28 protein-coding genes are annotated in these 23,782 nt (G+C 70.1%); 20 read left to right on the top strand and 8 right to left on the bottom strand.

The genetic code is table 11. The features are described from left to right. Positions 1-59: 59 nt before the first annotated feature. The 4 genes from coaA to HNR00_RS05725 all read right to left on the bottom strand — a co-directional run bounded on the left by coaA (position 60) and on the right by HNR00_RS05725 (position 2,808). A complete protein-coding gene (coaA, locus tag HNR00_RS05740) occupies positions 60-1,073 on the bottom strand; it encodes a type I pantothenate kinase (RefSeq protein WP_183566240.1) in 1,014 nt (337 codons plus the stop codon). After that, a complete protein-coding gene (locus HNR00_RS05735; RefSeq protein ID WP_183566237.1) occupies positions 1,070-1,393 on the bottom strand; it encodes a phosphoribosyl-ATP diphosphatase in 324 nt (107 codons plus the stop codon). Before HNR00_RS05735 ends, coaA begins: the two co-directional genes overlap by 4 nt. A gap of 222 nt (positions 1,394-1,615) precedes the next feature. Next, a complete protein-coding gene (locus HNR00_RS05730; RefSeq protein WP_183566234.1) occupies positions 1,616-1,879 on the bottom strand; it encodes a YARHG domain-containing protein in 264 nt (87 codons plus the stop codon). 23 nt (positions 1,880-1,902) lie between these two features. Beyond that, positions 1,903-2,808, bottom strand: coding sequence for a metallophosphoesterase (locus HNR00_RS05725; RefSeq protein ID WP_183566231.1), 906 nt, complete (start codon positions 2,806-2,808; stop codon positions 1,903-1,905). Between the two features lie 172 nt (positions 2,809-2,980). Here HNR00_RS05725 and hisB point away from each other — a divergent pair, with 172 nt between their 5' ends. The 6 genes from hisB (at position 2,981) to hisF (ending at position 6,892) form a co-directional block, all read left to right on the top strand. Beyond that, entirely contained in the window at positions 2,981-3,568 is a 588-nt protein-coding gene (hisB, locus tag HNR00_RS05720) for an imidazoleglycerol-phosphate dehydratase HisB (RefSeq protein WP_183566228.1), read from the top strand. A gap of 12 nt (positions 3,569-3,580) precedes the next feature. Next, positions 3,581-4,063 (top strand): DUF2628 domain-containing protein, encoded by a 483-nt coding sequence (locus HNR00_RS05715; RefSeq protein WP_183566225.1) that lies wholly within the window; start codon positions 3,581-3,583, stop codon positions 4,061-4,063. Further along, the gene (gene hisH / locus HNR00_RS05710; protein ID WP_183566221.1) at positions 4,060-4,722 is read left to right on the top strand and encodes an imidazole glycerol phosphate synthase subunit HisH; all 663 of its coding nucleotides are present in this window, start codon (positions 4,060-4,062) and stop codon (positions 4,720-4,722) included. Before HNR00_RS05715 ends, hisH begins: the two co-directional genes overlap by 4 nt. A 129-nt stretch (positions 4,723-4,851) precedes the next feature. Then, on the top strand, positions 4,852-5,598 hold the full coding sequence (hisA, locus tag HNR00_RS05705) for a 1-(5-phosphoribosyl)-5-[(5-phosphoribosylamino)methylideneamino]imidazole-4-carboxamide isomerase (RefSeq protein ID WP_183566218.1): 747 nt from the start codon (positions 4,852-4,854) through the stop codon (positions 5,596-5,598). 23 nt (positions 5,599-5,621) lie between these two features. After that, on the top strand, positions 5,622-6,104 hold the full coding sequence (locus HNR00_RS05700; protein ID WP_183566215.1) for a DUF29 domain-containing protein: 483 nt from the start codon (positions 5,622-5,624) through the stop codon (positions 6,102-6,104). A gap of 11 nt (positions 6,105-6,115) precedes the next feature. Next, positions 6,116-6,892: an imidazole glycerol phosphate synthase subunit HisF gene (gene hisF / locus HNR00_RS05695; protein WP_183566481.1), complete on the top strand. Its 777-nt coding sequence runs from the start codon at positions 6,116-6,118 to the stop codon at positions 6,890-6,892. Positions 6,893-6,895: 3 nt separating this feature from the next. Here the strand turns inward: hisF and HNR00_RS05690 are convergent, their stop codons facing one another. Beyond that, positions 6,896-7,735 (bottom strand): S1 family peptidase, encoded by an 840-nt coding sequence (locus HNR00_RS05690; protein WP_246390308.1) that lies wholly within the window; start codon positions 7,733-7,735, stop codon positions 6,896-6,898. A 405-nt stretch (positions 7,736-8,140) separates the two neighbouring features. Here HNR00_RS05690 and HNR00_RS05685 point away from each other — a divergent pair, with 405 nt between their 5' ends. From HNR00_RS05685 to HNR00_RS05620, 14 genes are all read left to right on the top strand, one after another. Beyond that, the gene (locus HNR00_RS05685) at positions 8,141-10,021 is read left to right on the top strand and encodes a methanol/ethanol family PQQ-dependent dehydrogenase (protein ID WP_183566209.1); all 1,881 of its coding nucleotides are present in this window, start codon (positions 8,141-8,143) and stop codon (positions 10,019-10,021) included. 210 nt (positions 10,022-10,231) lie between these two features. Then, on the top strand, positions 10,232-11,110 hold the full coding sequence (gene moxJ / locus HNR00_RS05680; protein WP_183566206.1) for a methanol oxidation system protein MoxJ: 879 nt from the start codon (positions 10,232-10,234) through the stop codon (positions 11,108-11,110). Positions 11,111-11,257: 147 nt separating this feature from the next. Next, entirely contained in the window at positions 11,258-11,854 is a 597-nt protein-coding gene (moxG, locus tag HNR00_RS05675) for a cytochrome c(L), periplasmic (protein ID WP_183566203.1), read from the top strand. A 91-nt stretch (positions 11,855-11,945) separates the two neighbouring features. Further along, positions 11,946-12,239, top strand: coding sequence for a methanol dehydrogenase [cytochrome c] subunit (locus HNR00_RS05670; protein WP_183566200.1), 294 nt, complete (start codon positions 11,946-11,948; stop codon positions 12,237-12,239). A gap of 199 nt (positions 12,240-12,438) precedes the next feature. Beyond that, complete coding sequence (locus HNR00_RS05665) at positions 12,439-13,470, top strand: AAA family ATPase (RefSeq protein ID WP_183566197.1); 1,032 nt, start codon at positions 12,439-12,441, stop codon at positions 13,468-13,470. Then, positions 13,467-14,324 carry a DUF58 domain-containing protein gene (locus tag HNR00_RS05660; RefSeq protein WP_183566194.1) on the top strand — a complete coding sequence of 286 codons (858 nt, stop codon included), beginning with the start codon at positions 13,467-13,469 and terminating at the stop codon, positions 14,322-14,324. The genes HNR00_RS05665 and HNR00_RS05660 overlap by 4 nt, the downstream gene beginning before the upstream one ends. 269 nt (positions 14,325-14,593) lie before the next feature. Further along, on the top strand, positions 14,594-15,499 hold the full coding sequence (locus HNR00_RS05655; RefSeq protein WP_183566191.1) for a nonribosomal peptide synthetase MxaA: 906 nt from the start codon (positions 14,594-14,596) through the stop codon (positions 15,497-15,499). Beyond that, complete coding sequence (locus HNR00_RS05650) at positions 15,500-16,567, top strand: vWA domain-containing protein (RefSeq protein WP_183566188.1); 1,068 nt, start codon at positions 15,500-15,502, stop codon at positions 16,565-16,567. Between the two features lie 271 nt (positions 16,568-16,838). Beyond that, positions 16,839-17,465: an MxaK protein gene (locus HNR00_RS05645; protein ID WP_183566185.1), complete on the top strand. Its 627-nt coding sequence runs from the start codon at positions 16,839-16,841 to the stop codon at positions 17,463-17,465. Next, positions 17,462-18,451, top strand: coding sequence for a vWA domain-containing protein (locus HNR00_RS05640; RefSeq protein ID WP_183566182.1), 990 nt, complete (start codon positions 17,462-17,464; stop codon positions 18,449-18,451). Before HNR00_RS05645 ends, HNR00_RS05640 begins: the two co-directional genes overlap by 4 nt. A 3-nt stretch (positions 18,452-18,454) precedes the next feature. After that, entirely contained in the window at positions 18,455-18,994 is a 540-nt protein-coding gene (locus tag HNR00_RS05635; protein ID WP_183566180.1) for an SRPBCC family protein, read from the top strand. After that, positions 18,991-19,938, top strand: a complete 948-nt coding sequence (locus tag HNR00_RS05630) for a YncE family protein (RefSeq protein WP_183566177.1) — start codon at positions 18,991-18,993, stop codon at positions 19,936-19,938. Before HNR00_RS05635 ends, HNR00_RS05630 begins: the two co-directional genes overlap by 4 nt. After that, positions 19,935-20,432, top strand: a complete 498-nt coding sequence (locus HNR00_RS05625) for an MxaH protein (RefSeq protein WP_183566174.1) — start codon at positions 19,935-19,937, stop codon at positions 20,430-20,432. Before HNR00_RS05630 ends, HNR00_RS05625 begins: the two co-directional genes overlap by 4 nt. Before the next feature lie 98 nt (positions 20,433-20,530). Continuing rightward, positions 20,531-21,298 (top strand): response regulator transcription factor, encoded by a 768-nt coding sequence (locus HNR00_RS05620; RefSeq protein WP_183566171.1) that lies wholly within the window; start codon positions 20,531-20,533, stop codon positions 21,296-21,298. 9 nt (positions 21,299-21,307) lie between these two features. On the opposite strand, the gene HNR00_RS05615 is transcribed toward HNR00_RS05620, so the two are convergent. From HNR00_RS05615 to HNR00_RS05605, 3 genes are all read right to left on the bottom strand, one after another. Then, on the bottom strand, positions 21,308-21,781 hold the full coding sequence (locus HNR00_RS05615) for a GNAT family N-acetyltransferase (RefSeq protein WP_183566168.1): 474 nt from the start codon (positions 21,779-21,781) through the stop codon (positions 21,308-21,310). Between the two features lie 26 nt (positions 21,782-21,807). After that, positions 21,808-22,350 carry a phage tail protein gene (locus tag HNR00_RS05610; protein ID WP_210306315.1) on the bottom strand — a complete coding sequence of 181 codons (543 nt, stop codon included), beginning with the start codon at positions 22,348-22,350 and terminating at the stop codon, positions 21,808-21,810. 224 nt (positions 22,351-22,574) lie between these two features. Next, the gene (locus tag HNR00_RS05605; RefSeq protein ID WP_183566165.1) at positions 22,575-23,114 is read right to left on the bottom strand and encodes a phage tail protein; all 540 of its coding nucleotides are present in this window, start codon (positions 23,112-23,114) and stop codon (positions 22,575-22,577) included. Positions 23,115-23,782 lie beyond the last annotated feature (668 nt).

Here is a 23,782-nt window from a genome sequence, read left to right as displayed (position 1 = left end):
CGGCTCGAAGGCCGCCGCGCCGCCCCCGGCACCTGCGGTTCACGCGCAGGCTTCGGCCGTCACAGCCGGCGCAGGGCCACGCTCTCGATCCGGTGGCTCGCGCCCTTGGCCAGGATCAGGCTCGCCCGCTGGCGCGTCGGCAGGATGTTGTCGCGCAGGTTCGGCAGGTTGATCGTCGTCCAGAGCCGGTCGGCGATCTCCAGCGCCTCGGCCTCGCCGACCTCGGCGTATTTGCGGAAGTAGGAGAGGGGATCGCGGAAGGCGGTCTGGCGCAGGCGCAGGAACCGGTTGACGTACCAGCGGTGCAGGTCGTCCTCGTGCCCGTCGAGATAGATCGAGAAGTCGAAGAAGTCGGACACGAAGGGAATCGCCGTGCCGTCCCGCGGCAGGCGGGCGGGCTGGAGCACGTTCAGCCCCTCGACGATGAGGATGTCGGGGGATTCGATCACCTGCTCCTCGCCGGGCACCACGTCGTAGACGAGGTGGGAGTAGACCGGCGCGGCGACCCGCCGATGTCCCGCCTTGATGTCGGCGAGGAAGCGCAGCAGGGCGGCGCTGTCGTAGCTCTCCGGAAAACCCTTCCGCTCCATCGCGCCTAAGCGCAGGAGCTCGGCGTTCGGGTGCAGGAACCCGTCGGTGGTGATGAGATCGACCTTCGGAGTATTGGGCCAGCGGGCGAGCAGGGCCTTGAGCACCCGTGCCGTGGTCGACTTGCCGACGGCGACCGAGCCGGCGAGCCCGATGATGTAGGGCACCTTGGCCTCGCGCTCGGCCAAGAGGAAGCGTTGCGTGGCCTTGAACAGCCCTTGCGTCGCCGCGACGTAGAGCGAGAGCAGCCGCGAGAGCGGCAGGTAGATCGCCACGACCTCCTCGATCGAGATCGGGTCGTTGAGCGATTGCAGCCGGCCGATATCCTCGGCGGTGAGCGTCAAGGGTGCGTCGGCGCGCAGATGCGCCCACTCCTCGCGGGAAAAAATCCGGTAGGGGGAGAGGCGGCCCGGCCCCTCTCCGGTCACCGGATTCTGCCGCTCCGCGGGCTCGATCCCGGCCGACGGGATCGGGGCGCCGATCACGTGTGCCTCCGCGCCGCCTTCTCGGCCAGCCCGCTCTGCGCCGTTCGCCGCCCCAACTCCGCCATCACGTCCGAGAGCGGCACGCCCCCGGCCTTCAGAGTCACGATCAGGTGATAGAGCACGTCCGCGGCTTCCGACGTGAGCGCCTTGCGGTCGCCTTGCACCGCGGCGATGGCCGCCTCGACCGCCTCCTCGCCGAGCTTCTTGGCGGCCTTGGCCGGCCCCTCGGAGAGGAGCTTGGCCGTGTAGGAGGTGTCGGGGGGCTGGCCGGCCCGGCTGTCCACCAGGGCGGCGAGGTCGTCGAGGGTGAAGGTCGTCATGGAATCCGGCGCTTGGACCCGTCCGCTGCGACATCGAAGGATCGGATGCCGGCTCAGCGGACCCTGCGCAGGGGCGGCGCCCCGGTCAAGGGCCGGGGCGCGGCAGGGCTGACGGATCGCTTCGACTGATGTGGACGCGCTCGTCCGGTTACACGGACCGGAGTCCGTGCGCCCGGCGGACGAAAGCCGCCGCCCGGTCTCGTCCCTTCTGCGCGCAGGAAATTACCGCGCGCAGCCGTTCTCCCGCTCCTGACGCACGATGTCGGCGACGGTGGCGCGCTGGCGGGCCGAGAGCGGCACGTCGGCGAGATCGTCGTACTTGCAGCCGGCATTGCCGAAGGCGCGGATCGCCCGCTCGGTGCGGAAGCAGTAGCCCGCGTCCTTGTAGATCGCGTTGCGCTCGCCCCACAGCTCGTCGCAGGGGAATGCCGCCGCGGCAGGAGTCGCCGCGCAGGCGAGGAGGGCGGACAGGGCGAGACGTCGCATCGATGGGCTCCGGTGGTGCACGATCAGGCCGCCCGCAGCGGAAGCGAGCGGCTCGGCTCGCGACCGTAGCCGCGGATATCGATCCGGTCGCCCGCAATCTCGACGACGGCGAAGGCGGAGGTGTCCGGCGTGTCCACCATCCCGCAGAAATTGACGAAGTGGATGCCGTGGGCCTGCCCGTAATTGCCCGCGTGGTTGTGGCCGTTGAAGTAGGCCAGAACATTGGGAAAGCGCGCCAGCACCGCGACGATCTCGCCCGAATCCCACAGGTTGTGCGGGTTCTCGGGGAGGACCGGGTAGTGGTTCATCACGACGACGCGTTCGCCAGCACGCTGCGCCGCCGCGAGCGTCCGCTCGAGCCACGCGCGTTGCGCGGCCCCGAGCGAGCCGTTCCAGGGCTTGGCGTTCGGCAGGCCCGCCGCCTTGGCCGCCGCCAGCCGCTCCTGCGCGAGCTGCCAGCGCGGATCGCCCTGAGGGGGCGCGAACAGCGACACGTCGTTGCCGTCGAGCACGACGAAGCGTACGCCCTGGACCACGAAGTCGTAATACGACCCCGGCATGTCGAGCCGGTCGACCACCTGTCCGAGATGCGCGGCGCCGACCTCGAAATCGTGGTTGCCGAGGACGAAGCGGGTCTCGTGGCGAAGCTTTCGATAGAGCGGCAGGATGCGCTCGAAGCTCGAAAAGTCGCGGTCGATCACGTCGCCGAGCGTCACGACGAAGCGCAGATCCTGCGCGTTCAGGGTCTCGACGGCCGCCGAGAGCTTGTCGAGGCTGTTGGCGTAGTAGCGGCCCATCGCGGTGTTCGGCGGCGCGTCGGCATATTGCGGGTCGGCGATCACGCCGAAGCGCAGCGGCGGGTTCTGCGCCCGCGCGGGTCCGGTCAGCAGCGCGGCGCTGCCGGCAAGAACGGTACGGCGGGACAGCATGGCGGCCTCCTCGAACAGATGACGGCAAAACCCTCGCGGCCCCGCATGAAAGGCCGATGACACGCAGCCCGACCGGCGCCGACGCCCTTTCCCCTGGGGGCGGAACCACACTACAAGGCGGGCGCGGACGGAGCGAACCGGCCGACGATATCAGGGCATTCTCGACACTCAGATGCGCAACGCCAGCATCAGCCGCCGCACGGCGGAGACCGACGTCTCCGTCTCGCTCGACCTCGACGGCACCGGCAAGGCCGCGATCGCCACCGGCGTCGGCTTCCTCGACCACATGCTGGAGCTGTTCGCGCGCCACGCCCTGTTCGACGCCGAGATCAAGGTGACCGGCGACCTCCACGTCGATCAGCACCACACCACCGAGGATGCCGGCATCGCCCTGGGGCAGGCCTTCGCCAAGGCGCTCGGCGACAAGCGCGGCATCGCGCGCTACGCCGACATTCACCTGCCGATGGACGAGACCCTGAGCCGGATCGCCATCGACATCTCGGGCCGCCCGTTCCTGGTCTTCAGGACCGCGTTCCGTGTGGAAAAGATCGGGCAGTTCGACACCGAACTGGTGCGCGAGTTCTTCCAGGCCTTCGCGATGAATGCCGGGATCACGCTGCACGTCGAGACGCTCTACGGCGAGAACGCCCACCACATCGCCGAGAGCCTGTTCAAGGGGCTGGCCCGCGCCTTGCGGAAGGCCGTGGCGGTCGATCCGCGCGAGGACGGGCGCGTTCCCTCCACCAAGGGCACCCTTTGAAGGGCGGATCACATGCGCACCTACACGCTGCACGTTCCCGAGGGCGCCGCCCGCGGCGATGCCCTGGCCCTCGACCGGGCGCAGATCGTGCGCGACGGCTTCGCCCCGCGCGCCTTCGCCTTCACGGTGCTGTGGTTTCTCTGGCACCGGCTCTGGCTCGCCGCGATCCTCGTCTTCGCCGGGCTCGTCGCCTTGAGCGTCGCCGGCCACGCGCTCGGCCTGTCGCCGGTGGCGGGCCTGATCGTCACGGGGCTTGCGAGCCTTCTGATCGGGCTGGAGGCCTCGTCGCTGCGCCGCTGGACCTATGGCCGCCGCGGCCTCCCCGCCCGCGATGCGGTGATCGCGGCCTCGCACGAGGAGGCCGAGATGAAGCTCGCCGCCCGCTGGCTCGACCGCGACGCCGCCGCGCGCCCCGCGCCGACGGCCCGCCTCGCCGCGCGCCGCGACGAGGACACGGCGCTCGGCTTCTTCCCGGCGCGCGAGGGCCTGCGGTGAGCGGACAGACCGTCGCGATCATCGATTACGGCTCGGGCAACCTCCACTCGGCGGTCAAGGCGTTCGAGCGCGCCGCCCGCGAGGCGGGCGAGGACGACACCCGCATCGTTCTCACCGATGCCCCCGAGACCGTGGCGGCGGCCGACCGGATCGTGCTGCCGGGCGTCGGCGCCTACGCCGATTGCCGCCGCGGGCTCGATTCCGTGCCCGGCATGGTCGAGGCCCTGACGGATGCCGTGCGCCGCGACGGCAAGCCCTTCCTCGGCATCTGCGTCGGCATGCAGCTCATGGCGAGCCGCGGCCTCGAATACGAGGTGACCGCGGGCCTCGGCTGGATACCCGGCGATGTCGGCCCGATCGTCCCCGCCGACCCGGCGCTCAAGATCCCCCATATGGGCTGGAACACGCTGATCGGCGACCGCGGCCATCCGCTCCTCGACGGGATCGAGACCGGCGCACACGGCCTGCACGCCTACTTCGTCCACAGCTTCGCCCTCAAGCCGGCCGAGCCCGCGGACGTGGTGGCCCATGCCGAGTACGGCGGCCCGATCACCGCGATGGTGGCGCGGGACAACATGGCCGGCACGCAGTTCCACCCCGAGAAGAGCCAGCGGCTCGGCCTCGCGCTCATCGCCAACTTCCTGCGCTGGCGCCCTTAGAGCGCATTTCGACGAAGCGGATACCGGTTCGTCGTCAGAATGCGCGGCAAAACAGAAGCTTGGAGACGCCGACCTGATGCAATCCGGTCGGGGACGGCTCCAGACCCCTCGAACGAGACGAGCAGACGCGTGATCCTGTTTCCGGCCATCGACCTCAAGGAAGGGCGCTGCGTCCGCCTCGTGCAGGGGGACATGGCCCAGGCCAAGGTCTTCAACGACGACCCCGCCGACCAAGCCGCCACCTTCGAGCGCCAGGGCTTTTCCTGGCTGCACGTGGTCGACCTCGACGGCGCCTTCGCCGGCGCGCCGCGCAACGCCGCGGCGGTGGAAGCAATCCTGGCGCGGGTCAAGATGCCGGTGCAGCTCGGCGGCGGCGTGCGCGAGATGCGCACGCTGGAGGGCTGGATCGAGAAGGGGGTGAGCCGCGTCATCATCGGCACGGCCGCGGTGCGCGATCCGGCCTTCGTCCGCGAGGCCGCGCGCCGCCATCCGGGCAAGATCGCGGTCGGCATCGACGCCAAGGACGGGCGGGTCGCGGTCGAGGGCTGGGCCCAGACCTCGTCCATGACCGCCGAGGATCTCGGCCGCCGCTTCGAGGATGCCGGCGTCGCGGCCATCATCTACACCGACATCGCCCGCGACGGCATCCTGAAGGGCCTCAACATCGAGATGACGCTCGCGCTGGCGAACGCCGTGCGCATTCCGGTCATCGCCTCCGGGGGGCTGGCCTCCATGGCCGACGTCGATCGCCTGCTGGAGCCCGATTGCGCGGTGCTGGCCGGCGCCATCACGGGGCGCGCCCTCTACGACGGCCGCATCGACCCGGCGGAAGCGCTCGCCGCCATCGCACGCTCCCAGGGGACCGCGACGCCGTGATAGGATGCGGGCAGGAGGCTCGCATGACCGCCCTCAAAGCCACCAAGCCGCCTCACCCCGGCACAGCGTACGAGCACGACTTCTATACGTGGACCCAGGAGCAGGGCGCACGCCTGCGCGCGGGCGACGTGTCGGGCCTCGACTTCGCGAACCTGGCAGAGGAGGTCGAGAGCTTGGGACGCAGCCAGTTCGATAGCCTCGTCAGCCTTTGGTGCATCGTGCTGCTCCACATGCTCAAATACGACCATCAGCCCGGCCGGCGAACACGAAGCTGGCTCATCTCGATCCGGACCCATCGAAATCGTGCGGAAGATATCCTTGCGGACAATCCGGGCCTGAAAGGCAGACTAGCGGAGGCCGTCGGTCGGGCTTACCGGGACGCCCGGCTCGATGCCTCGAAGGAAACGCGGCTCGCCCTGAAGAACTTCCCCCAAATCTGCCCCTACACCCTCGACGACATCCGGTCGCGGCCCTTCCCCGTCGATCCCGACGACACGACCGCCTGAGAGACATGACCTTGCTCAAGACCCGCATCATCCCCTGCCTCGACGTGAAGGACGGGCGCGTCGTCAAGGGCGTGCAGTTCCTCGAACTGCGCGACGCGGGCGATCCGGTGGAATCGGCCAAGGCCTACGACGCGGCGGGGGCCGACGAGCTGTGCTTCCTCGACATCACCGCGAGCCACGAGGCCCGCGGCACGCTGCTCGACGTGGTGAGCCGCACGGCGGAGGCCTGCTTCATGCCGCTCACCGTGGGCGGCGGCGTACGCACCGTGGCCGATGTCCGCACCCTGCTCCTCGCGGGCGCCGACAAGGTCGGGATCAACACGGCCGCCGTGAAGAACCCCGAACTGGTGGCGGAGGCGGCGGAAAAGTTCGGCGACCAGTGCATCGTCGTGGCGATCGACGCCAAGCGGGTCTCGGGTCCCGGCGAACCGGCCCGCTGGGAAATCTTCACGCATGGCGGGCGCAACCCGACGGGAATCGACGCGGTGGAGTTCGCCCGAAGGATCTCGGAGGGCGGGGCAGGGGAGTTGCTGGTCACCTCCATGGACAAGGACGGCACCCGCTCCGGCTACGACCTCGCGCTGACGCGGGCGATCACCGACGCGGTGCGGGTGCCGGTGATCGCCTCGGGCGGCGTCGGCGGGCTCGACGACCTCGTGGCAGGCGTGCGCGACGGCGGCGCGAGCGCGGTGCTGGCCGCCTCGATCTTCCATTTCGGGGAAGCCACGGTCGGCGAGGCCAAGGCCCACATGGCCGCCGCGGGCCTCGCGATGCGGCTCGATCCGTAACCGCTACCGCGGCGCCCCCGCCGCCGCCTTCGCGGCGGTCCGCAGGGCATCGAGCAGCGCGCCCTCGATGAGCAGGGCCGAGCCGTAATGGAACTCGATGTCGAAGGCGTGGCGCGAGTTCATGGAGAGCGAGGCGCTCTGCATCGCCACCATCCGGCCCGCCTCGTCGAACAGGCCCGAGCCCGAGCCGCCGTAGCCGTCGTTGCAATCGTGGCGGGCGCGGCGGGTGCCGCCCTCCGTCGGCGGATCGACCCGGCGGATCGAGCAGGTCTCCAGGCTGTTGTCGCCGCGGTAGTTCCCGTGGCCGCCCGGCGACACCATGGTGACCGGAAGCGTCAGGTCGCCCGTCGTCAGGTCCGGCGGCGCCTCGGGCAGGGGCTGGATCGGCGCCTCGGCGGCCTGGACGAGGCGCAGCAGCGCCCAGTCGTCGGTGATGTGCAGCCGTTCCGCATCCCGCGCCACGCCGAGAGCCAAGCTGTCGGCGACGAAATCGTAGTTGCGCCCGCCGATCTGGAAGTAGCAATCCGAGACGATCCGCGTCGTCTCGAGCTGCCGGTTGCGGAAGTTGTGGGCGTTCAGCATCACCAGCGTCGGCGCGCCGATCAGCCACGCGGCCGCCGCCTTGCGCGGCACCCCGTCGGGGCGGCGGCACCACAGGACGCCGGCCCCCGGGAAGCGCAGACGATCGTCCGCGGTCAGATCGCGGCGCCCGTCGCGCGGATAGAGCGCGCCGGTCTGGTCCACGTCGTTCTGCCCATCAATCTGCCCATCGATCGGATCGGACGCGCAGGCCGGTGAGAGCCCGAGCCCCACCGCGAGACCGGCGAGCACGAGCGCGCGCATCGGACGCCGCCACGCGGCCAAGCCACCTCCTCCCATGGACAAAATGTCTCCCCCCCACTGCCGGTCGGGCCGCATCGGCGAGGACCCGTTGGAGCGAAGTGGTGGCGCGCAGAGCAAGACCGGTCAAGTGTGCACTGCACCTACCGGACGGCAAACTTAAGTTTGCCTTATGCTCCCGCCAACAAATGTCGGACCACCTGAAGACATGTCCTCCAATAAAGTCCTAGAAAATATAGGCGAAGGGGCGCTAATAAGTCTTTCATAAGGCCGCACTGCTCTAAGGGAATGCTTAGAGATCCGCTGCGGACCGCTGATCGACTTGGAAGCGAGCCTGGACCTCGGACGTAGAAATCTGAGTGGTGCCGCGAGGCCGAAAGGCGTGGCGGTTGAGCGAGGAGACGCAGGATGAGCAGATACGTGACATCGGTCTCGGCACTGGCGATGCTGGCGCTCGCGCCGGTGGCCCTGTCGAGCGGGGCGTTCGCCAACGACAAGCTGGTCGAGCTGTCCAAGAGCGACGACAACTGGGTGATGCCCGGTAAGAACTACGATTCGAACAACTTCAGCGATCTCAAGCAGATCAACAAGTCGAACGTGAAGCAGCTCAAGCCGTCGTGGACCTTCTCCACCGGCCTGCTGAACGGCCACGAGGGCGCGCCGCTCGTCGTCGACGGCAAGATGTACATCCACACCTCGTTCCCGAACAACACGTTCGCCCTGGGGCTGGACGATCCGGGCACGATCCTGTGGCAGGACAAGCCCAAGCAGAACCCGGCAGCCCGCGCGGTCGCCTGCTGCGACCTCGTCAACCGCGGTCTCGCCTACTGGCCGGGCGACGGCAAGACCCCGTCGCTGATCCTCAAGACGCAGCTCGACGGCCACGTCGTGGCGCTCAACGCCGAGACCGGCGAGACGGTGTGGAAGGTCGAGAACTCCGACATCAAGGTCGGCTCGACGCTCACGATCGCCCCCTACGTCGTGAAGGACAAGGTGATCATCGGGTCCTCGGGCGCCGAGCTCGGCGTGCGCGGCTACCTCACCGCCTACGACGTGAAGACCGGCGGCCAGGTGTGGCGCGCCTACGCCACGGGTCCGGACAAGGACCTGCTGCTGGCCGACGACTTCAACGTCAAGAACGCCCATTACGGCCAGAAGGGCCTCGGCACCGGCACCTGGGAAGGCGACGCCTGGAAAATCGGCGGCGGCACCAACTGGGGCTGGTACGCCTACGATCCGGGCACCAACCTGATCTACTTCGGCACCGGCAACCCGGCGCCGTGGAACGAGACCATGCGTCCGGGCGACAACAAGTGGACCATGACGATCTTCGGCCGCGACGCCGACACCGGTGAAGCCAAGTTCGGCTACCAGAAGACCCCGCACGACGAGTGGGACTACGCCGGCGTCAACGTCATGATGCTCTCCGAGCAGAAGGACAAGGACGGCAAGGCCCGCAAGCTGCTGACCCATCCGGACCGCAACGGCATCGTCTACACGCTCGACCGCACCGACGGCACGCTGGTCTCGGCCAACAAGCTCGACGACACGGTCAACGTGTTCAAGTCGGTCGACCTGAAGACCGGCCAGCCAGTGCGCGACCCCGAGTACGGCACCCGGATGGACCACCTCGCCAAGGACATCTGCCCCTCGGCGATGGGCTACCACAACCAGGGTCACGACTCCTACGATCCGAAGCGTGAACTGTTCTTCATGGGCATCAACCACATCTGCATGGATTGGGAGCCCTTCATGCTTCCCTATCGTGCGGGTCAGTTCTTCGTCGGTGCGACGCTGAACATGTATCCGGGCCCGAAGGGCGACCGTCAGAACTACGAGGGTCTCGGCCAGATCAAGGCGTACAACGCGATCACCGGCGACTACAAGTGGGAGAAGATGGAGCGCTTCGCGGTGTGGGGCGGCACCATGGCGACCGCGGGCGACCTCGTGTTCTACGGCACGCTCGACGGCTACCTGAAGGCCCGCGACTCCGACACGGGTGACCTTCTCTGGAAGTTCAAGATCCCGTCCGGCGCCATCGGCTACCCGATGACCTACTCCCACAAGGGCAACCAGTACGTCGCCATCTACTACGGCGTCGGCGGCTGGCCGGGCGTGGGCCTCGTGTTCGACCTCGCCGACCCGACCGCCGGTCTCGGCGCGGTGGGCGCCTTCAAGAAGCTCGCCAACTACACCCAGATGGGCGGCGGCGTGATCGTCTTCTCGCTCGACGGCAAGGGTCCCTACGACGATCCGAACGTCGGCGAGTGGAAGTCGGCCGCCAAGTAAGTCGAACGACCGACTCCTCCCTCTCTCTTTCGGGAGAGAGGGAGCAGCAAGGACGGCGCGGCTCTCGTTCCCCTCGGCGCCGCGCCGTTCCGGCCCTGCCTCCGACCTCGGAGGAACAGCCAGAAAATCCGGATCGCGGCACCATAAGCCGGCACCGGAACCGTCGCCCCGAACGACGATCCCAAAAAAGAATCCCAGAGGAAACGAACGATGCCGCTCGCGAACGGACGCCGCCGCGCGACCGCCCCAGCTGTCGCCCTGGCCGCCCTCTTCGGTCTCGCCGGCCCCGCCCTGGCGCAGGAGAAGGCCGCCCCCGCCCCGGCCAAGGCCGATCCGGGGACCTTGCGCGTCTGCGCCGCCGAGCAGCCGCCGCTCTCGATGAAGGACGGCTCCGGCCTGGAGAACAAGATCGCCACCGCGGTGGCCGAGGCGATGGACCGCAAGGCCCAGTTCGTCTGGATCGGCAAGCCCGCGATCTACCTCGTGCGCGACGGCCTGGAGAAGAACATCTGCGACGTGGTGGTCGGGCTCGACGCCGACGACGAGCGCGTGCTGACCACCAAGCCGTATTACCGCTCCGGCTACGTCTTCATCACCCGCGCCGACCGCGACCTCGACATCAAGTCCTGGAGCGATCCGCGGCTGAAGGAGATCGACCACATGGTGGTCGGCTTCGGCACCCCCGGCGAGGCGATGCTCAAGGACATCGGCCGCTACGAGGAGGACATGGCCTACCTCTACTCGCTGGTGAATTTTCGCGCGCCGCGCAACCAATATACCCAGATCGATCCGGGCCGGATGGTCAGCGAAGTCGCGACCGGCAAGGCCGATGTCGCGGTGGCCTTCGGGCCCGACGTCGCCCGCTACGTGCGCGATTCCTCGACCAAGCTGCGCGTGACCCCGGTGCCGGACGACACCACCCGCAGCGACGGCCAGAAGATGCCGCAGAGCTTCGACCAGGCCATGGGCGTGCGCCGCGCCGACACCGCGCTGAAGGCCGAGCTCGACGCGGCCATCGCCAAGGCCAAGCCCCGCATCGAGGCGATCCTGAAGGAGGAGGGCGTGCCCGTCCTCCCGGTCTCGAACTGATCGCCGGAGCGCAGTCCGACGAAGCGGACACCGGTTCGTCGAAAGAATGCGCGGCAAAACAAAAATCGGAGGTGCCGGCCCCCACGGTCCGGCACCTCGGCCCAAGAAAAACTCCCAAAAAAATCTCAGGAAGCGACGAACAGCCCGATGACGCGAACCACAACGATCGGAACCGCCCTCGCGACGCTCGTCGTCCTCGGCGCGGCGAGCCTTCCCGCGCTCGCCCAGCCGCAATCGGCCCCGCAATCGGGCGTCGTGTTCCGCAACACGGTGACGGGCGAGAACCTCGACGTCAGCCAGGGCAAGGAAGGCGGCCGCGACACGGCGGCCGTCAAGAAATTCCTCGAGACCGGCGAGAACATCTACATCGACGACAAGTCGTGCCTGCGCAACGGCGAGAGCCTGTTCGCGACCTCGTGCTCGGGCTGCCACGGCCATTTGGCGGAAGGCAAGCTCGGCCCCGGCCTCAACGACAATTACTGGACCTATCCGTCGAACACGACCGATGTCGGCCTGTTCGCGACGATCTTCGGCGGCGCCAACGGCATGATGGGCCCGCACAACGAGAACCTGACGCCCGACGAGATGCTGCAGACCATCGCCTGGATCCGGCACCTCTACACGGGGCCGAAGCAGGACGCGCTCTGGCTCAACGACGAGCAGAAGAAAGCCTACACGCCCTACAAGCAGGGCGAAGTCATCCCGAAGGACGCCAAGGGCCAGTGCAAGCCGCTGGAGGAGTGATCCGTTCGGGGTTCGGGGCCGGGTGCTAACCGGCGCGATCGAGGGGGCGGCTCGCCGCTCGCGACAAACGCATCAAAAAACGGAGGAAACCATGAAGACCGTGCTCATCGCCGCCGTGTCGGTCATCGCCGCGGCCGGCTTCGCCGCGCCGGCCGCCGCCTATGACGGCACCAAGTGCAAGGCTCCGGGCAATTGCTGGGAGCCGAAGCCCGGCTTCCCGGAGAAGATCGCCGGCTCGAAGTACGATCCGAAGCACGACCCCAAGGAGCTGAACAAGCAAGCCGATTCCATCAAGCAGATGGAAGAGCGCAACAAGAAGCGCGTCGAGGCCTTCAAGAAGACCGGCAAGTGGGAATACGACGTCAGCAAGATTTCGTCGAACTGAGCTGCACGCTCACGCGCGTGAACCCTCCCCCCTCTGCGGGGGAGGGTGCCTCGCGGATGCGAGGCGGGAGAGGGGAGCGACACTTCCGGATCGTGCGGAGCCGGCCCCTCACCCGACCCCCTTCGGGGGCCACCCTCTCCCGCAGAGGGGAGAGGGATGCGCGCGGCGCTCGTAAAAACGAAAAAGGCCCATCCGGCGAATGAACACCCTGCGCCCCGGCGACGCGATGCTCACGGACTGGCGAGACGCCGCCACGCGCTTCGAGCGCGAGATCGCCAAGGCGGTGGTCGGCCAGGAGCGGGCGATCCGCCTCGTCACGATCGCGATCTTCGCCCGCGGCCACGTCATGCTCGAAGGCGATGTCGGCGTCGGCAAGACCACGCTGCTGCGCGCCGTCGCCCGCGGCTTGGGCGGCGCCTACGAGCGCGTCGAGGGGACGGTCGACATGATGCCGACCGACCTGATCTACCACACCTATCTCGGCGAGGACGGGCGCCCGCGGGTCGAGCCCGGCCCGGTGCTGCGGCAGGCCGAGGACCTGTCGGTGTTCTTCTTCAACGAGATCAACCGCGCCCGGCCCCAGGTCCACGCGCTGCTCCTGCGCATCATGGCCGAGCGCAGCGTCGCGGCCTTCAACCGCGAGTACCGCTTCCCCAACCTCCAGGTCTTCGCCGACCGCAACCGGGTCGAGCGCGAGGAGACCTTCGAGCTGCCGGCCGCCGCCCGCGACCGCTTCCTCATGGAGATCGGCATGGAGGCGCCGCGCGATGCGGAGGCCCGCCGGTCCCTGGTGTTCGATCCGCGCTTCCACGACACCGACCGCCTGATGGAGGCCGTCGGCGCGGGCGTGCTCGACCACGAGCGCATCGGCGCCATCGCCAGCGCGATCCAGCATTCGGTCCGCGCGGAAGGCCCGATCGAGGCCTACGTCGTCGGCCTGTGGGAGGCGCTGGTGCGCCCGGCCTCTGTCGGCATCCGCCTCTCCGGCATCGACATGGAGCGGCTGGTGCAGGGCGGCGCCTCGCCCCGCGGCGTCGCCTTTCTGGTCCGCGCCGCCCGCGTCCGGGCGTGGCTGGAAGGCCGCGACTGGCTGGTGCCGGAGGACATCCGCGCGGTCTTCCCCGAGGTGATGGCCCACCGCGTCTTCCTCGAACCGGTCTACGAGATGCGGCGCGCCGAGATCGTGCCGGAGCTGATCCGCGCCGTGTTCGACACGGTGCCGGCCCCGTGAGCGCCCCGGACGACGGGGCCGACATCGTCTACTGGCCGCGCTGGCGGCCCGGCGGCCACCGGGTCGGCGCCCATCGCGGTCGGCAGGCCGGGGGGCTCGGCACGTTCCGCGACACGGTGAGCTTCCTGCGCCTGCCGGACGCCCGGCGCATCGACATCCGGGCGTCGCTCCGCGATCCGTTCGAGGGCGTGGCGGTGCGCCGGTTCGAGGCGCGCAGCCCCGTCGAGACCTACGCACTGATCGACCTCTCGGCCTCCATGCGGTTTCGGGGTCGGGCCGACCGGCTCGGGCTCGCCGCCTCGTTCTGCACCGCGCTCGCCCGCTCGGCGACCCGCATCGGCGACGGCTTCGGCCTGATGGCCGCCGACGACGCCTTCCGCGACGACCTGTACCTGCCCGCCACCCGCCACCGCGCCGCGGCGACGCTCGCCGCCGCCCGGATCGGCGACGCGCACTGTGCGGGTGCCAGCGCCGAGGGGCTGATGGAAGCCGCGCGCCGGCTCGCGGGCCGGCCGAAACTCGTCTTCCTCGTTTCGGATTTCCGCTGGCCCGAGGCGACGGTCACCCGCATCCTCTCCGCGCTCGCGCTCCACGACGTGACGCCGGTGCTGCTCGCCGACACGGCGGAGGACGACGGCCTGCCGGCCTTCGGCCTCGTCGAACTCGACGATCTGGAGGGCGCCGGCCGCCGCCTCGTCTTCCTGCGCCCATCGCTCCGCCGCCGCTGGCGCCAGCGCGAGGCCGCCCGGATCGAGACCCTGCGCAGCCTCTGCGCCCCCTTCGCCCGCCCCCCCTTCCGGCTCGCCGACCGCTTCGACGCGGAAGCGCTGACCCGTCACCTGCTGACGACGTGACGATGCAGCTCTCTCCGACCACCAACCGACCCGAGGTTCGCGCTGACGCTGCCGCGTTCTTCCCCTCCCCACGGAACTCGGGCTTGCCCGAGTTCCGCACCTTGTTTGCCCAGATCGGGCAAGCCCGATCTGGGTGGGGAGGGGTAGGGGTGGGGGTCGCCCAGGATGAGACGGGACCGGTGCCTCCTGCACCACCCCCACCTCCCACCTCCTCCCCGCAAGGGGGAGGAGCGCGCGCGTGGAGAGCGCCGCGCTCGCTCGGCAGCCTCGTGCTGTTCGTCGCGCTGCTGCTCGCGACGCCGGCTCTCGCCCAGGTCCGCGGCGTCGAGCTGCGCGTGCCGCGCGCCTTCGGCTACTTCCTCGGCGACCTCGTGCAGGTGCAGGCCGACATCCGGGTCGATCCCGGCTTCACCGTGCAGCGCCCGTCGCTGCCCAAGCCCGGCCCGGTCACCTATTGGCTCGACCTGCGCGCGGTCACGGTCGAGGAGCGGCGCGAGGGCGACGCCCCCCTGATCCGCCTGCGCCTGACCTATCAGGACTTCTACGCGGCGCTGGATTCACGCACCCTCGACGTGCCGGGCTTTGCCGTGACGATCCAGAGCGACGGCAAGGAGGGGCTCACCACCGCCATCGCGCAGGTGCCGGCCTGGAAGATCGGCGTCTCGCCGTTGCGCGAGGTGCAACCCGAGCGCCGCGACGACCCCGCCGAATACCTGCTCCCGGACGGGCGCGCCCCGCGCCTCGATCCGCAGCCCGCCACCGCCACGGCGCTCACCCTGCTGGCGCTCACGGCGCTGGCCCTGGTGCCGCTCGCCCGCGACCGCGCCTGGGGCCCGTTCGCGCCGCGACGCGGGCGCCCCTTCGCCCTCGGGCTGAAGGCCCTGCGCCGGGCGAAGCGCAAGGCGCGAGGCGACGACCTCACCCGCGAGGCGTTTCTGGTCCTGCACCGCGCCCTCGACGCCACCGCCGGCCGCCGCGTGCTGGCCGACGACCTGCCCCTGTTCCTGGCAGACCACCCCACCTTCCGCGGGCAGGAAGAGGGTCTTAAAAAATTCTTCGCGGCGTCGCGCCGGGCGTTCTTCGGCCGGGAGACGGAGGCCGCCGCCCGCGACTGTCCGTTGCGCGACGTCGAGGCCCTGCTCGGGCGCCTCGCCGCCGCCGAACGGAGCGCCTGAATGGGCGCGCTGTTCGGTTCCTTCGGCGTCGCGACGCCCTGGCTGCTGTGGCTGTTGCCGCTGGCGCTGCTGCCGCTCCTGCGCTCGGCCTCCCGACGCTCCGCGATCTCCGCCGTCTCGGCCGCGCCTGCCGACCCGCTCTCGGCGGCCATCGGCGCTGTGCTGACGGCCGCCGGCATCCTGGCGCTCGCCGGGCTGATCGTGGCGCTCGCCGGCCCCTACCGGGCGGGCGAGAGCGTGACCCGCACCGGCATCGGCGCGCAGGTGTCGATGCTGATCGACCGGTCGGGGAGCATGAACGAGACCTTCGCCGGCCGTCAGCCCTCGGGCGAGGAGGAATCGAAGGCGGCGGCCTCGCGGCGCATCCTCGGCGCCTTCGTCGGCGAGCGGGCGCACGACCAGTTCGCCGTCACCGCCTTCTCGACCGCGCCGATGCTGGTGGTGCCGATGACCGACCGCCGCGACGCCGTGCGCGCGGCGATTGCGGCGATCGACCGGCCGGGCCTCGACTACACCAACGTCGCCCGCGGTTTGGGCATGGCGCTGTCGCAGTTCGGCCCGGCGGCGCCCGGCGTGTCGCGGGCGCTGCTGCTGGTCTCGGACGGGGCGGCGGTGATCGATCCGCGCATCCAGGCCCAGCTCCGGGCCGAGTTCGCCAAGGTGCGTCCCAACCTCTACTGGCTGTTTCTGCGCACCAAGGGTTCGCCCTCGATCCACGACAAGCCGGCCGGCGAGGACACGCCCCAGGCCGCGCCCGAGCGCCATCTCGACCTGTTCTTCAAGAGCCTCGGCGTGCCCTACCGCGCCTTCGAGGCGGAAGGTGCGGAAGCCGTGGCGGGCGCCGTGCGCCAGATCGAGGCGCTGGAGCGCGACCCCATCCCCTACACCGAGATCCGCCCGCGCCGGGACCTGACCGGCTACGCCTACGCCGTGGCCGCCTTCGGGCTGCTGGTGCTGGTTCTGGCCAAGCTGGCGGAAGCGGATTTTTTGAGGGAAGGGCCGCGCGCTTCAGGTGAACGCGCCGCGCCGGCTGTACAGGAACGGCCAGAGCGGAGGAAAGCGGCATGAGCCGGCTTCCAACCAGCCTCGCCGGCTGCCCGCGCATTCCCTCTCCCCGCACGCGGGGAGAGGGCTTCGGCGACCTCGTCGTCGCCGAAGCGAGGCGGCAGCCGAAGGTGAGGGGGCCTCGATGGAAGAGACTCCTCCGGCTTGGCCCCCTCACCGCCGCTCCGGCTTCGCCTCCGCTTCCCGCAGACACGACAAGGTGTCTGCGGGCCTCTCCCCGCGTGCGGGGAGAGGGGGGAACCGCACCCGGCCGCATCGATCAGCCGGAGGCCGCATGACCCCGCTCGTCCTCTCGCAACCCGCCTCGTCCTGGCGCACCCGTCTCGCGGCGGGTGCCGGCACCGCGTGGCGCGCGACCCGGCCGCATCTGCTCGTCCTGCTGCCGATCCTGCTGCTGGCCGGTGCCGTCGCGGCGGGCGTCTCGGCCTGGAACGCCTCGCGGACCAACGGATCAATCGCCGCGCTGGAGGCCGGACGCGACGTCGCGGTGGCGCCGGACGCCCCCGCCGCGCTGCTCGTCGCGCGCACGAAATTCCTCGCGGCGCGTGACCGGCTGGAGGAGGCCGAGCCGCTCTTGGAAAGCCTCGACCGGAGCGGCGCGGCGGACGGGGCGGCCCGCGCCCGCTACGTGCTCGCCAACGCCCGCGTGCGAAAAGCCTTCGACCTCATCGGCCGGGGCGAGCTCGACAAGGCCGGGCCGCAGGTGACGCTGGCGCGCCAGGATTATCGCCGGGCGCTCCAGGCCCGGCCCGAGTTCTGGGACGCGAAGTTCAACTTCGACGTCGCCTCGCGCCTGATCCGCGATTTTCCCGAGTTCGACCGCAAGTTCGGCGACGAGCTGAAGGCCGAGCCCAAGCAGATCTGGACCGACATCCCCGGCCAGCCCCGAGGCGGCCCATGAGCGCCCTTCGGCAACTCCCCCTCCAGAGGAACCTGCGCGACCGCCGCTTCCAGGCGCTCGCCGCAGCCTTCGTGCTGGCGCTCGGGGCCGTGTTCGCCGGGCCGCTGCCGCTGACCCGCTCCGGCGTCGCGGTGCTGGCGGCGGTGGACATCACCGGCAGCATGAACGTGCGCGACTACACCCTCGACGGAAAGCCTGCGAGCCGGCTCGACGTCGCCAAGGCGGCGCTCCGGCGGATGGTGGCGGAGCTGCCCTGCGGCTCGCGGCTGGCGCTGGCGCTGTTCACCGAGCGGCGCCCGTTCCTGCTGTTCGCGCCCATCGAGGTCTGCGCCGACTTCGCGCCGCTGGACGGCGCGCTCGCGGGGCTCGACTGGCGCATGGCCTGGGAGGGCGACAGCCGCATCACGGCGGGGCTGCACCGGGCGGTTCAGATGGCCAGTGAGCTCGACACCGATCTCCTGTTCCTCACCGACGGGCAGGAGACGCCGCCGCTCCCCTCGACCGGCCTGCCGCCCTTCGACGGCAAGCCCGGCGCGGTGCGCGGCCTGATCGTCGGGGCGGGCAGCCACGCGCTGTCGCCGATCCCGAAATACAACGACCGCGGCCGTGAGGCCGGGTTCTACGGCGAGACCGACGTCCAGCAGGAGAACCGTTTCGGCCCGCCGCCGGAGGATGCGGAGTCGCGCGAGGGCTACAACCCGCGCAACGCCCCCTTCGGCGCCTCGGCCGCCAAGGGCACCGAGCACCTCTCCTCGGTGCGCGAACCGCACCTCAAGGCGCTCGCGGCCCAGACCGGGCTTGCTTACGCCCATCTCGACGGGCCGGACGGGCTCGCCGGCATGCTGATCGCCGCCGCCACGCCGCGCCCGCTGCCCGGACGGATCGATCCGCGGCCGTTTCTCGGCGGCCTCGCGCTGGCGCTGGCGCTCGCCGCCTTCCTCGCGGGCCTGCTCCCGGCCCGCCTCCTTCCCCTCAGCAGGACATGATCCATGCGTCTCTCCCTCCTCGCCTTGCCCCTGGCGCTCGCCGCGACCGTGGCGCTCGCCCACGGCCCGACGCCGCAGAAGGTGAGCCAGTCGATCACCGTGAAGACGGCGCCGGACGCGGTCTGGAAGGTGGCCGGGGACTTCGCCGGCATCGGCAAGTGGCATCCCGCCATCGCCAAGGCCGAGGGCAGCGCCGGCGGCAAGGACGGCGGCACCCGCACCCTCACCCTCAAGAGCGGCGGCACGCTCACCGAGAGCCTCGACGAGTGGAAGCCCGAGGCGCGCTCCTACTCCTATCGCATGTCGGGCGAGCCGGATCTGAAGGCGCTGCCGGTCTCGTCCTACTCCGCCACGCTGACGATTTCCCCCGAGGGCGACGGCTCCAAGGTCGAGTGGATGGGCCGGTTCTACCGCGGCGACACCGGCAACGAGCCGCCGGACAACCTCAGCGACGACGCCGGCCGCGAGGCGATGAACCGCTTCTTCTCCGAAGGGCTCAAGGGCCTCAAGGCCGCCGCCGAGGGGGGCAAGGCGACGCAATGAGCCGGCCGGCGCCTCTCCTCGCCGCCCTTCTCCTCGCCCTGTCCGGCGCGCCCGCGCTCGCCGGCACGGTCTGGGTCGCGAGCCAGCAGGGCGCGCGGCTGTCGCGGATCGAGGCGAGCGCCGTCGCCGACGCCACGGCGGTGCCGGCGGCCCCCGCCACGGTGGCGGCGGGTGGCGGATGGCTGTTCCTCAGCCATCCCGACGGGCACGCGATCACCGTGGCCGAGGCGGCGACGGGCAAGGTGCTGCGGCGCCTGCCCTATGCCGGGCAGGTCTTCGGCCTCGCGGCCTCGGCGGACGGCCGCACCGTTTTCGCCACCGACTGGTCGGGCCACCGGGTCGATCGCATTTCGGCGCAGGACGGGCGCGTCGAGGGCTCGGCGGCCACGGGGCGCGATCCGGCCCATCTCGTCCTCGACCGGGCGGGGCGCCTCTTCGTCGCCGACCGGGAGAGCCGGCAGGTCAGCGTGATCGATGCCGCCGGGATGGAGCGGATCGCGACCATTCCGGTCGGCGAAGCGCCCTTCGCGCTCGCGCTCGACCCGGCGGAAACGCGCCTCTACGTCGGCAACGTGCGCAGCAACGACCTCACCGTGATCGACACCGCGAGCCTCAAGCCCGTCGCCACCGTGCCGGCGGGCGCGATGCCCTACGGCGTCGCGGTCAGCCCCGACGGGGCGCGGGTGCTGGTGACCAACCAGGGCGCCGGCACCGTCACGGTGCTCGACACGCAAACCCTCAAGATCACGGCGATGATCGGCGTCGGCCGCTACCCCGAGGGGATCGCGGTCGTGGGCGAGGGCGGGGCGGCCCGCGCCTACGTCGCCAACTGGTTCTCGGACGACGTCAGCGTGATCGATCTGCAAAACCTCGAGGTTGTGGCGCGCCTGCCGGTCGCCGAGGGGCCACGCAGCCTCGCGGTGGCGAGGGAGGGCGGCCGATGAGGCGCGCGCTCCTGCTCCTGCCGCTCCTGACGCTCGCCGCCTGCGGCAGCGAGGAGCCCCGCCAGGAGAGCCAGGACGAAGGCCAATCGGTCGTCGCCCGCACCTCCGAGGGCGACTTGCCCGGCTGGCTCACCCCGACCGACGGGACCGACCCGGCCCGCTGGCTCGCCGGCCGCGAGGCGGGGCGCCCGCTGCCGGACGACGCCCCCGAGGTCGCGGCGATGCGGGCCTCGCTCAAGACCGCCCGCACCGGCTTCGTCGAGGACCCGCGGATGATGGCCAACCGCACGGTCCAGCTCGGCCAGATGCTCGCCGAGATCGGCAAGCCCGAACCCTATCGCAGCCTGATCGACGGGCTGGGCCGCATCGCCGCGCCGCGGGGCCGCCACAAGAGCCTCTACGGCGAGATGGTGCAGCACTATTACAACGCCCGCGCCCAGGGCGCCGACCACGACGACGCCCTCGCCCGGCTCGCATCCCGGGCGACGCCGTGATCCCCGCTCCCGCCGCTACGCCCGTCAGGTCTCCCGCACGATCGTCCGCCATGCCTCTTGCCATGTCTCCTGCCACACCTCTCGCCCCACCTCCTGCCATGTCCCTTGATGCGTCCCCCGTCGAGGCCGGCACGCGATCGGCCGCCCAGGCCGCCGCGAAGCCCGTCCCCCATTCCGGCGTCGAGCCCGCCGCCGGCCGCGCCGTCGCGGCGGCGCGCGGGGGCGATGCGTTGCTGATCGTCGACGACCATCCGATCGTGCTGAGCGGCGTGCGCCGCCTCGCGGAAGGCGCTGGCTTCGCGACGGTGTTCGAGGCGGGCGACGTCGTCTCGGCCTACCGGCTGTTCCATCGCCATCGGCCGGACCTCGTCGTGGCCGATCTCAGCTTCGAGGGCAGCGGACTGTCCGGCCTGTCGCTGATCCGGCGCATCAAGGCGCTGGAGCCGGAAGCGCGCATCCTCGCCTTCAGCATGCATGCCGATCCCGTCGTCGTCGCGCGGGCGCTGGAGGGCGGGGCCCTCGGCTTCGTGCTGAAGGACGCGGGCAGCGCGGTCTTCCTGGAGGCGCTGGCGGCGGTGCGGGCCGGCCGCACTTCCCTGCCGCACGCCCTGGCGACCGAGGTGGCCATGCTCGACCGCAGCGCCCGGCCCGCGCCGCTGGCGACCCTGAGCGCGCGCGAGCTGCAGATCCTGTCGCTGATGAGCCAGGGCAAGTCCTACGACGCCATCGCCCGGGCCCTGTCGGTGAGCTACCGCACCATCGTCAACGCCAGCGCGACCATGCGGGCCAAGCTCGGCGTCGGCTCGCGGGCCGGCCTGATCCAGATCGCCGTCGGCCAGCGGGCCGGCGGCGCCTTCTTCGACTGAGCGGCACCCTTACGCCCCCGGCGCGGCGGGCGGGGTCCAGACGAGCTCGGTGTGCAGCTCGGTGGCCTGCCCCGGCACGAAGCCGAGCCGCTCGTAGAGGCGCCGCGCCCCCGGATTGTCGGCGGCGACCGTGAGGTGGAGCGGCAGGCCGGCGGCTCGGGCCTCGTCCATCGTCTCGGCGATCAGGCGGGCGCCGAGCCCCCGGCCGCGCCGCTCCGGAAGAAGGGCGATGTCGATCAGGGTGAGGCCGCGCGCCCCGCGGTCGGTGACGATCCGGCCGATCGGCGCGCCGTCCGCTTCGAGGATCTCCCACCGGGCGTCCGGATAGCGCACCCGGTAGGTGAGCCGCTTGCCGTCGAAGGTCTGTCGCAGCAGCAGATCACGCAGCGGCGGCGGAAGCATCGAGAAGGTCGCGCCGTGATCGGCGGCGTGGAGCGCGAAGAGGAACGGCGCGTCCTCCTCGCCCTCGGGGCGGCGATGCATCGCGCGCGTCCTTCCCGCGGTTCGGCTCAAGGGAAGTCCGGATAGAGGCCCTCGGTCGCGATGATGAAGTTCAGCGCGAGGAAGGGCTGCCGGTTCTCGTGCGGGGCGCCGGCCCCCGCATTGCCGACCGTCGCGGGCGCGAGCTGGACCGGCGTGGTGGGATTTCCACTCGTGAAGCTGCTGAACGGCGTGTCAGCGTTGGGGTTCTCGACCTGCGCGAGGTTGTTGCCCTGCGGCACGGCCGTCGTGCCGGCCTTCGCATCGACTTGCAGGGAATGGTTGTGGACCGGCATCTGCGTCGCCAGCAGGGTGACGTTCTCCACCCCGCCGTTCTGGGCGAAGGTGTAGGCCGAGGTCGAGGGGGTCTGTGCCCCGAAATGGAGCGGCACCCGCCCCCTCAGGTCCGGCACGGCGAACGTGTTGACCCCGTCGCCGCCGAACTTGGTGCCCAGCAGGGAGAACAGCGCCTGATAGGTCCGGATCTGCAGGAGCGATCCGTCGCAGACAGCCCATCCGTTGGGCACGCGCTGGAAGGCGACGAGAATGATCTGGCCGACATAGGATTCCATTATACGTCAATCCTGCTTTTGAATCGGAGTCGAATATTCGCCCGCCGCCGCACCCGGCGGTCGGAACGGGCCGGCTCCGGCGATGCCGGGCATCGCCGGGGGCATGACGGCAAGACTTCCGTCGCCGTCACGAAACGCCTGATCACCGCGGCGCGCGCAAAGACCTTTTGGGAAGGGTTTCCCGATGAGACCCGGCGAGGCCGCGGGCGTTGCGTGAGGTACGCTCAGTTCCGCGGCGGGAAGATGCCCTGGAGCGCGATGATGAAGTTCACCGCCTGGTAGGGCGGGCGGTTCTCGTGCGGCTGGTTCTGGCCCTGCATCCCGACCGTGGCGTTGTTCAACTGGGCCGGCACGGACGGATTTCCCGTCGTGAAGCTGCTCAACGGCGTATCCGCTGCCTGGTTCTCGACCTGGGCGATGTTGTTGCCTTGCGGCGCGCCCGTCGTACCGATGGACGCATCGGCCGTTACAGTATGGTTGTGCATGGGCATCTGCGATGTCACCAGCGTGACCGTCTCGGCGCCGCCCGACTGGCCCATCGCGTAGGGCTGAAGGCCGTTCCCCTGGCCGAAGGAGATCGGCGCCCGACCCCGCAGGTCCGGCAGCCCGAAGGTGCTCACCCCGTTACCGCCGAACTGCGTGCCGAGCAGGGCGAACAAGGCGCTGTATTGTTGGATCGAAATCAGTTGCCCGTTGCAGAAGGCCCAGCCCTGCGGGGCGTAGTTGAAGCCGACCATCCTGATTTCGCCGAGATACGGATCCATGGTTTCCTCCACTTCTCGTTTGAGACCGGCCGCTCGTATCGGCGGCAGCTTACCCGATCATTCAATTCTCGCGATGCGGCAACGCAAATAAAATTTACGGCAACACCGAAACATTACTAAAACAACACCACGCTCGCTCGTCTCGCAGGACCGATTCGCTCCCCGAGAAGGCGGTAGGTACTATGATCCGAGCTGATATACTTGCAATAAGCTGGGCGACTCTTTGCCGATTATTTTCAGGCGGCGCGAAACCTAAGCCCTCGTGCGCCCCCTCGCGCCCGCAGCGCCTTCGACCCTCATCAAGGCACATGTCGGCGCCGCTGTCACGAGGGGTTGCACTCGACGAGGTTGTACGCAAGCCGGCCACGACGGCGAAGCGACGCCGAGGCCGATCGACATCGAATCGACAGGCGCCTCTCATAAACAGATCAAATGAGAGTATTCTAATCTGATAGACTCAGTTGGCGCACTGGATCCGTCAAGAGGTAAAGTCGAGGGCGCCTCCGGTCCGCCCGCGCGACGCACCAACCTCAGAGCGCACCATCTCGAGTCCTGATTGTGTCCCGCCGGCAACATCCCGCAAAAACCGCACGGGCCTGTGCAGGACACACTTTTCGGTTGATACGTCTGCGTTCTAGGATAACGGCATCTTACTCGCACAGGTCCAA

Origin of the sequence: Methylorubrum rhodinum (assembly GCF_014199935.1) — a bacterium.
Classification (GTDB): domain Bacteria; phylum Pseudomonadota; class Alphaproteobacteria; order Rhizobiales; family Beijerinckiaceae; genus Methylobacterium; species Methylobacterium rhodinum.
The sequence above is the reverse complement of the archived record's forward strand: the minus strand, read 5'-3'. Positions and strand labels throughout refer to the sequence as shown.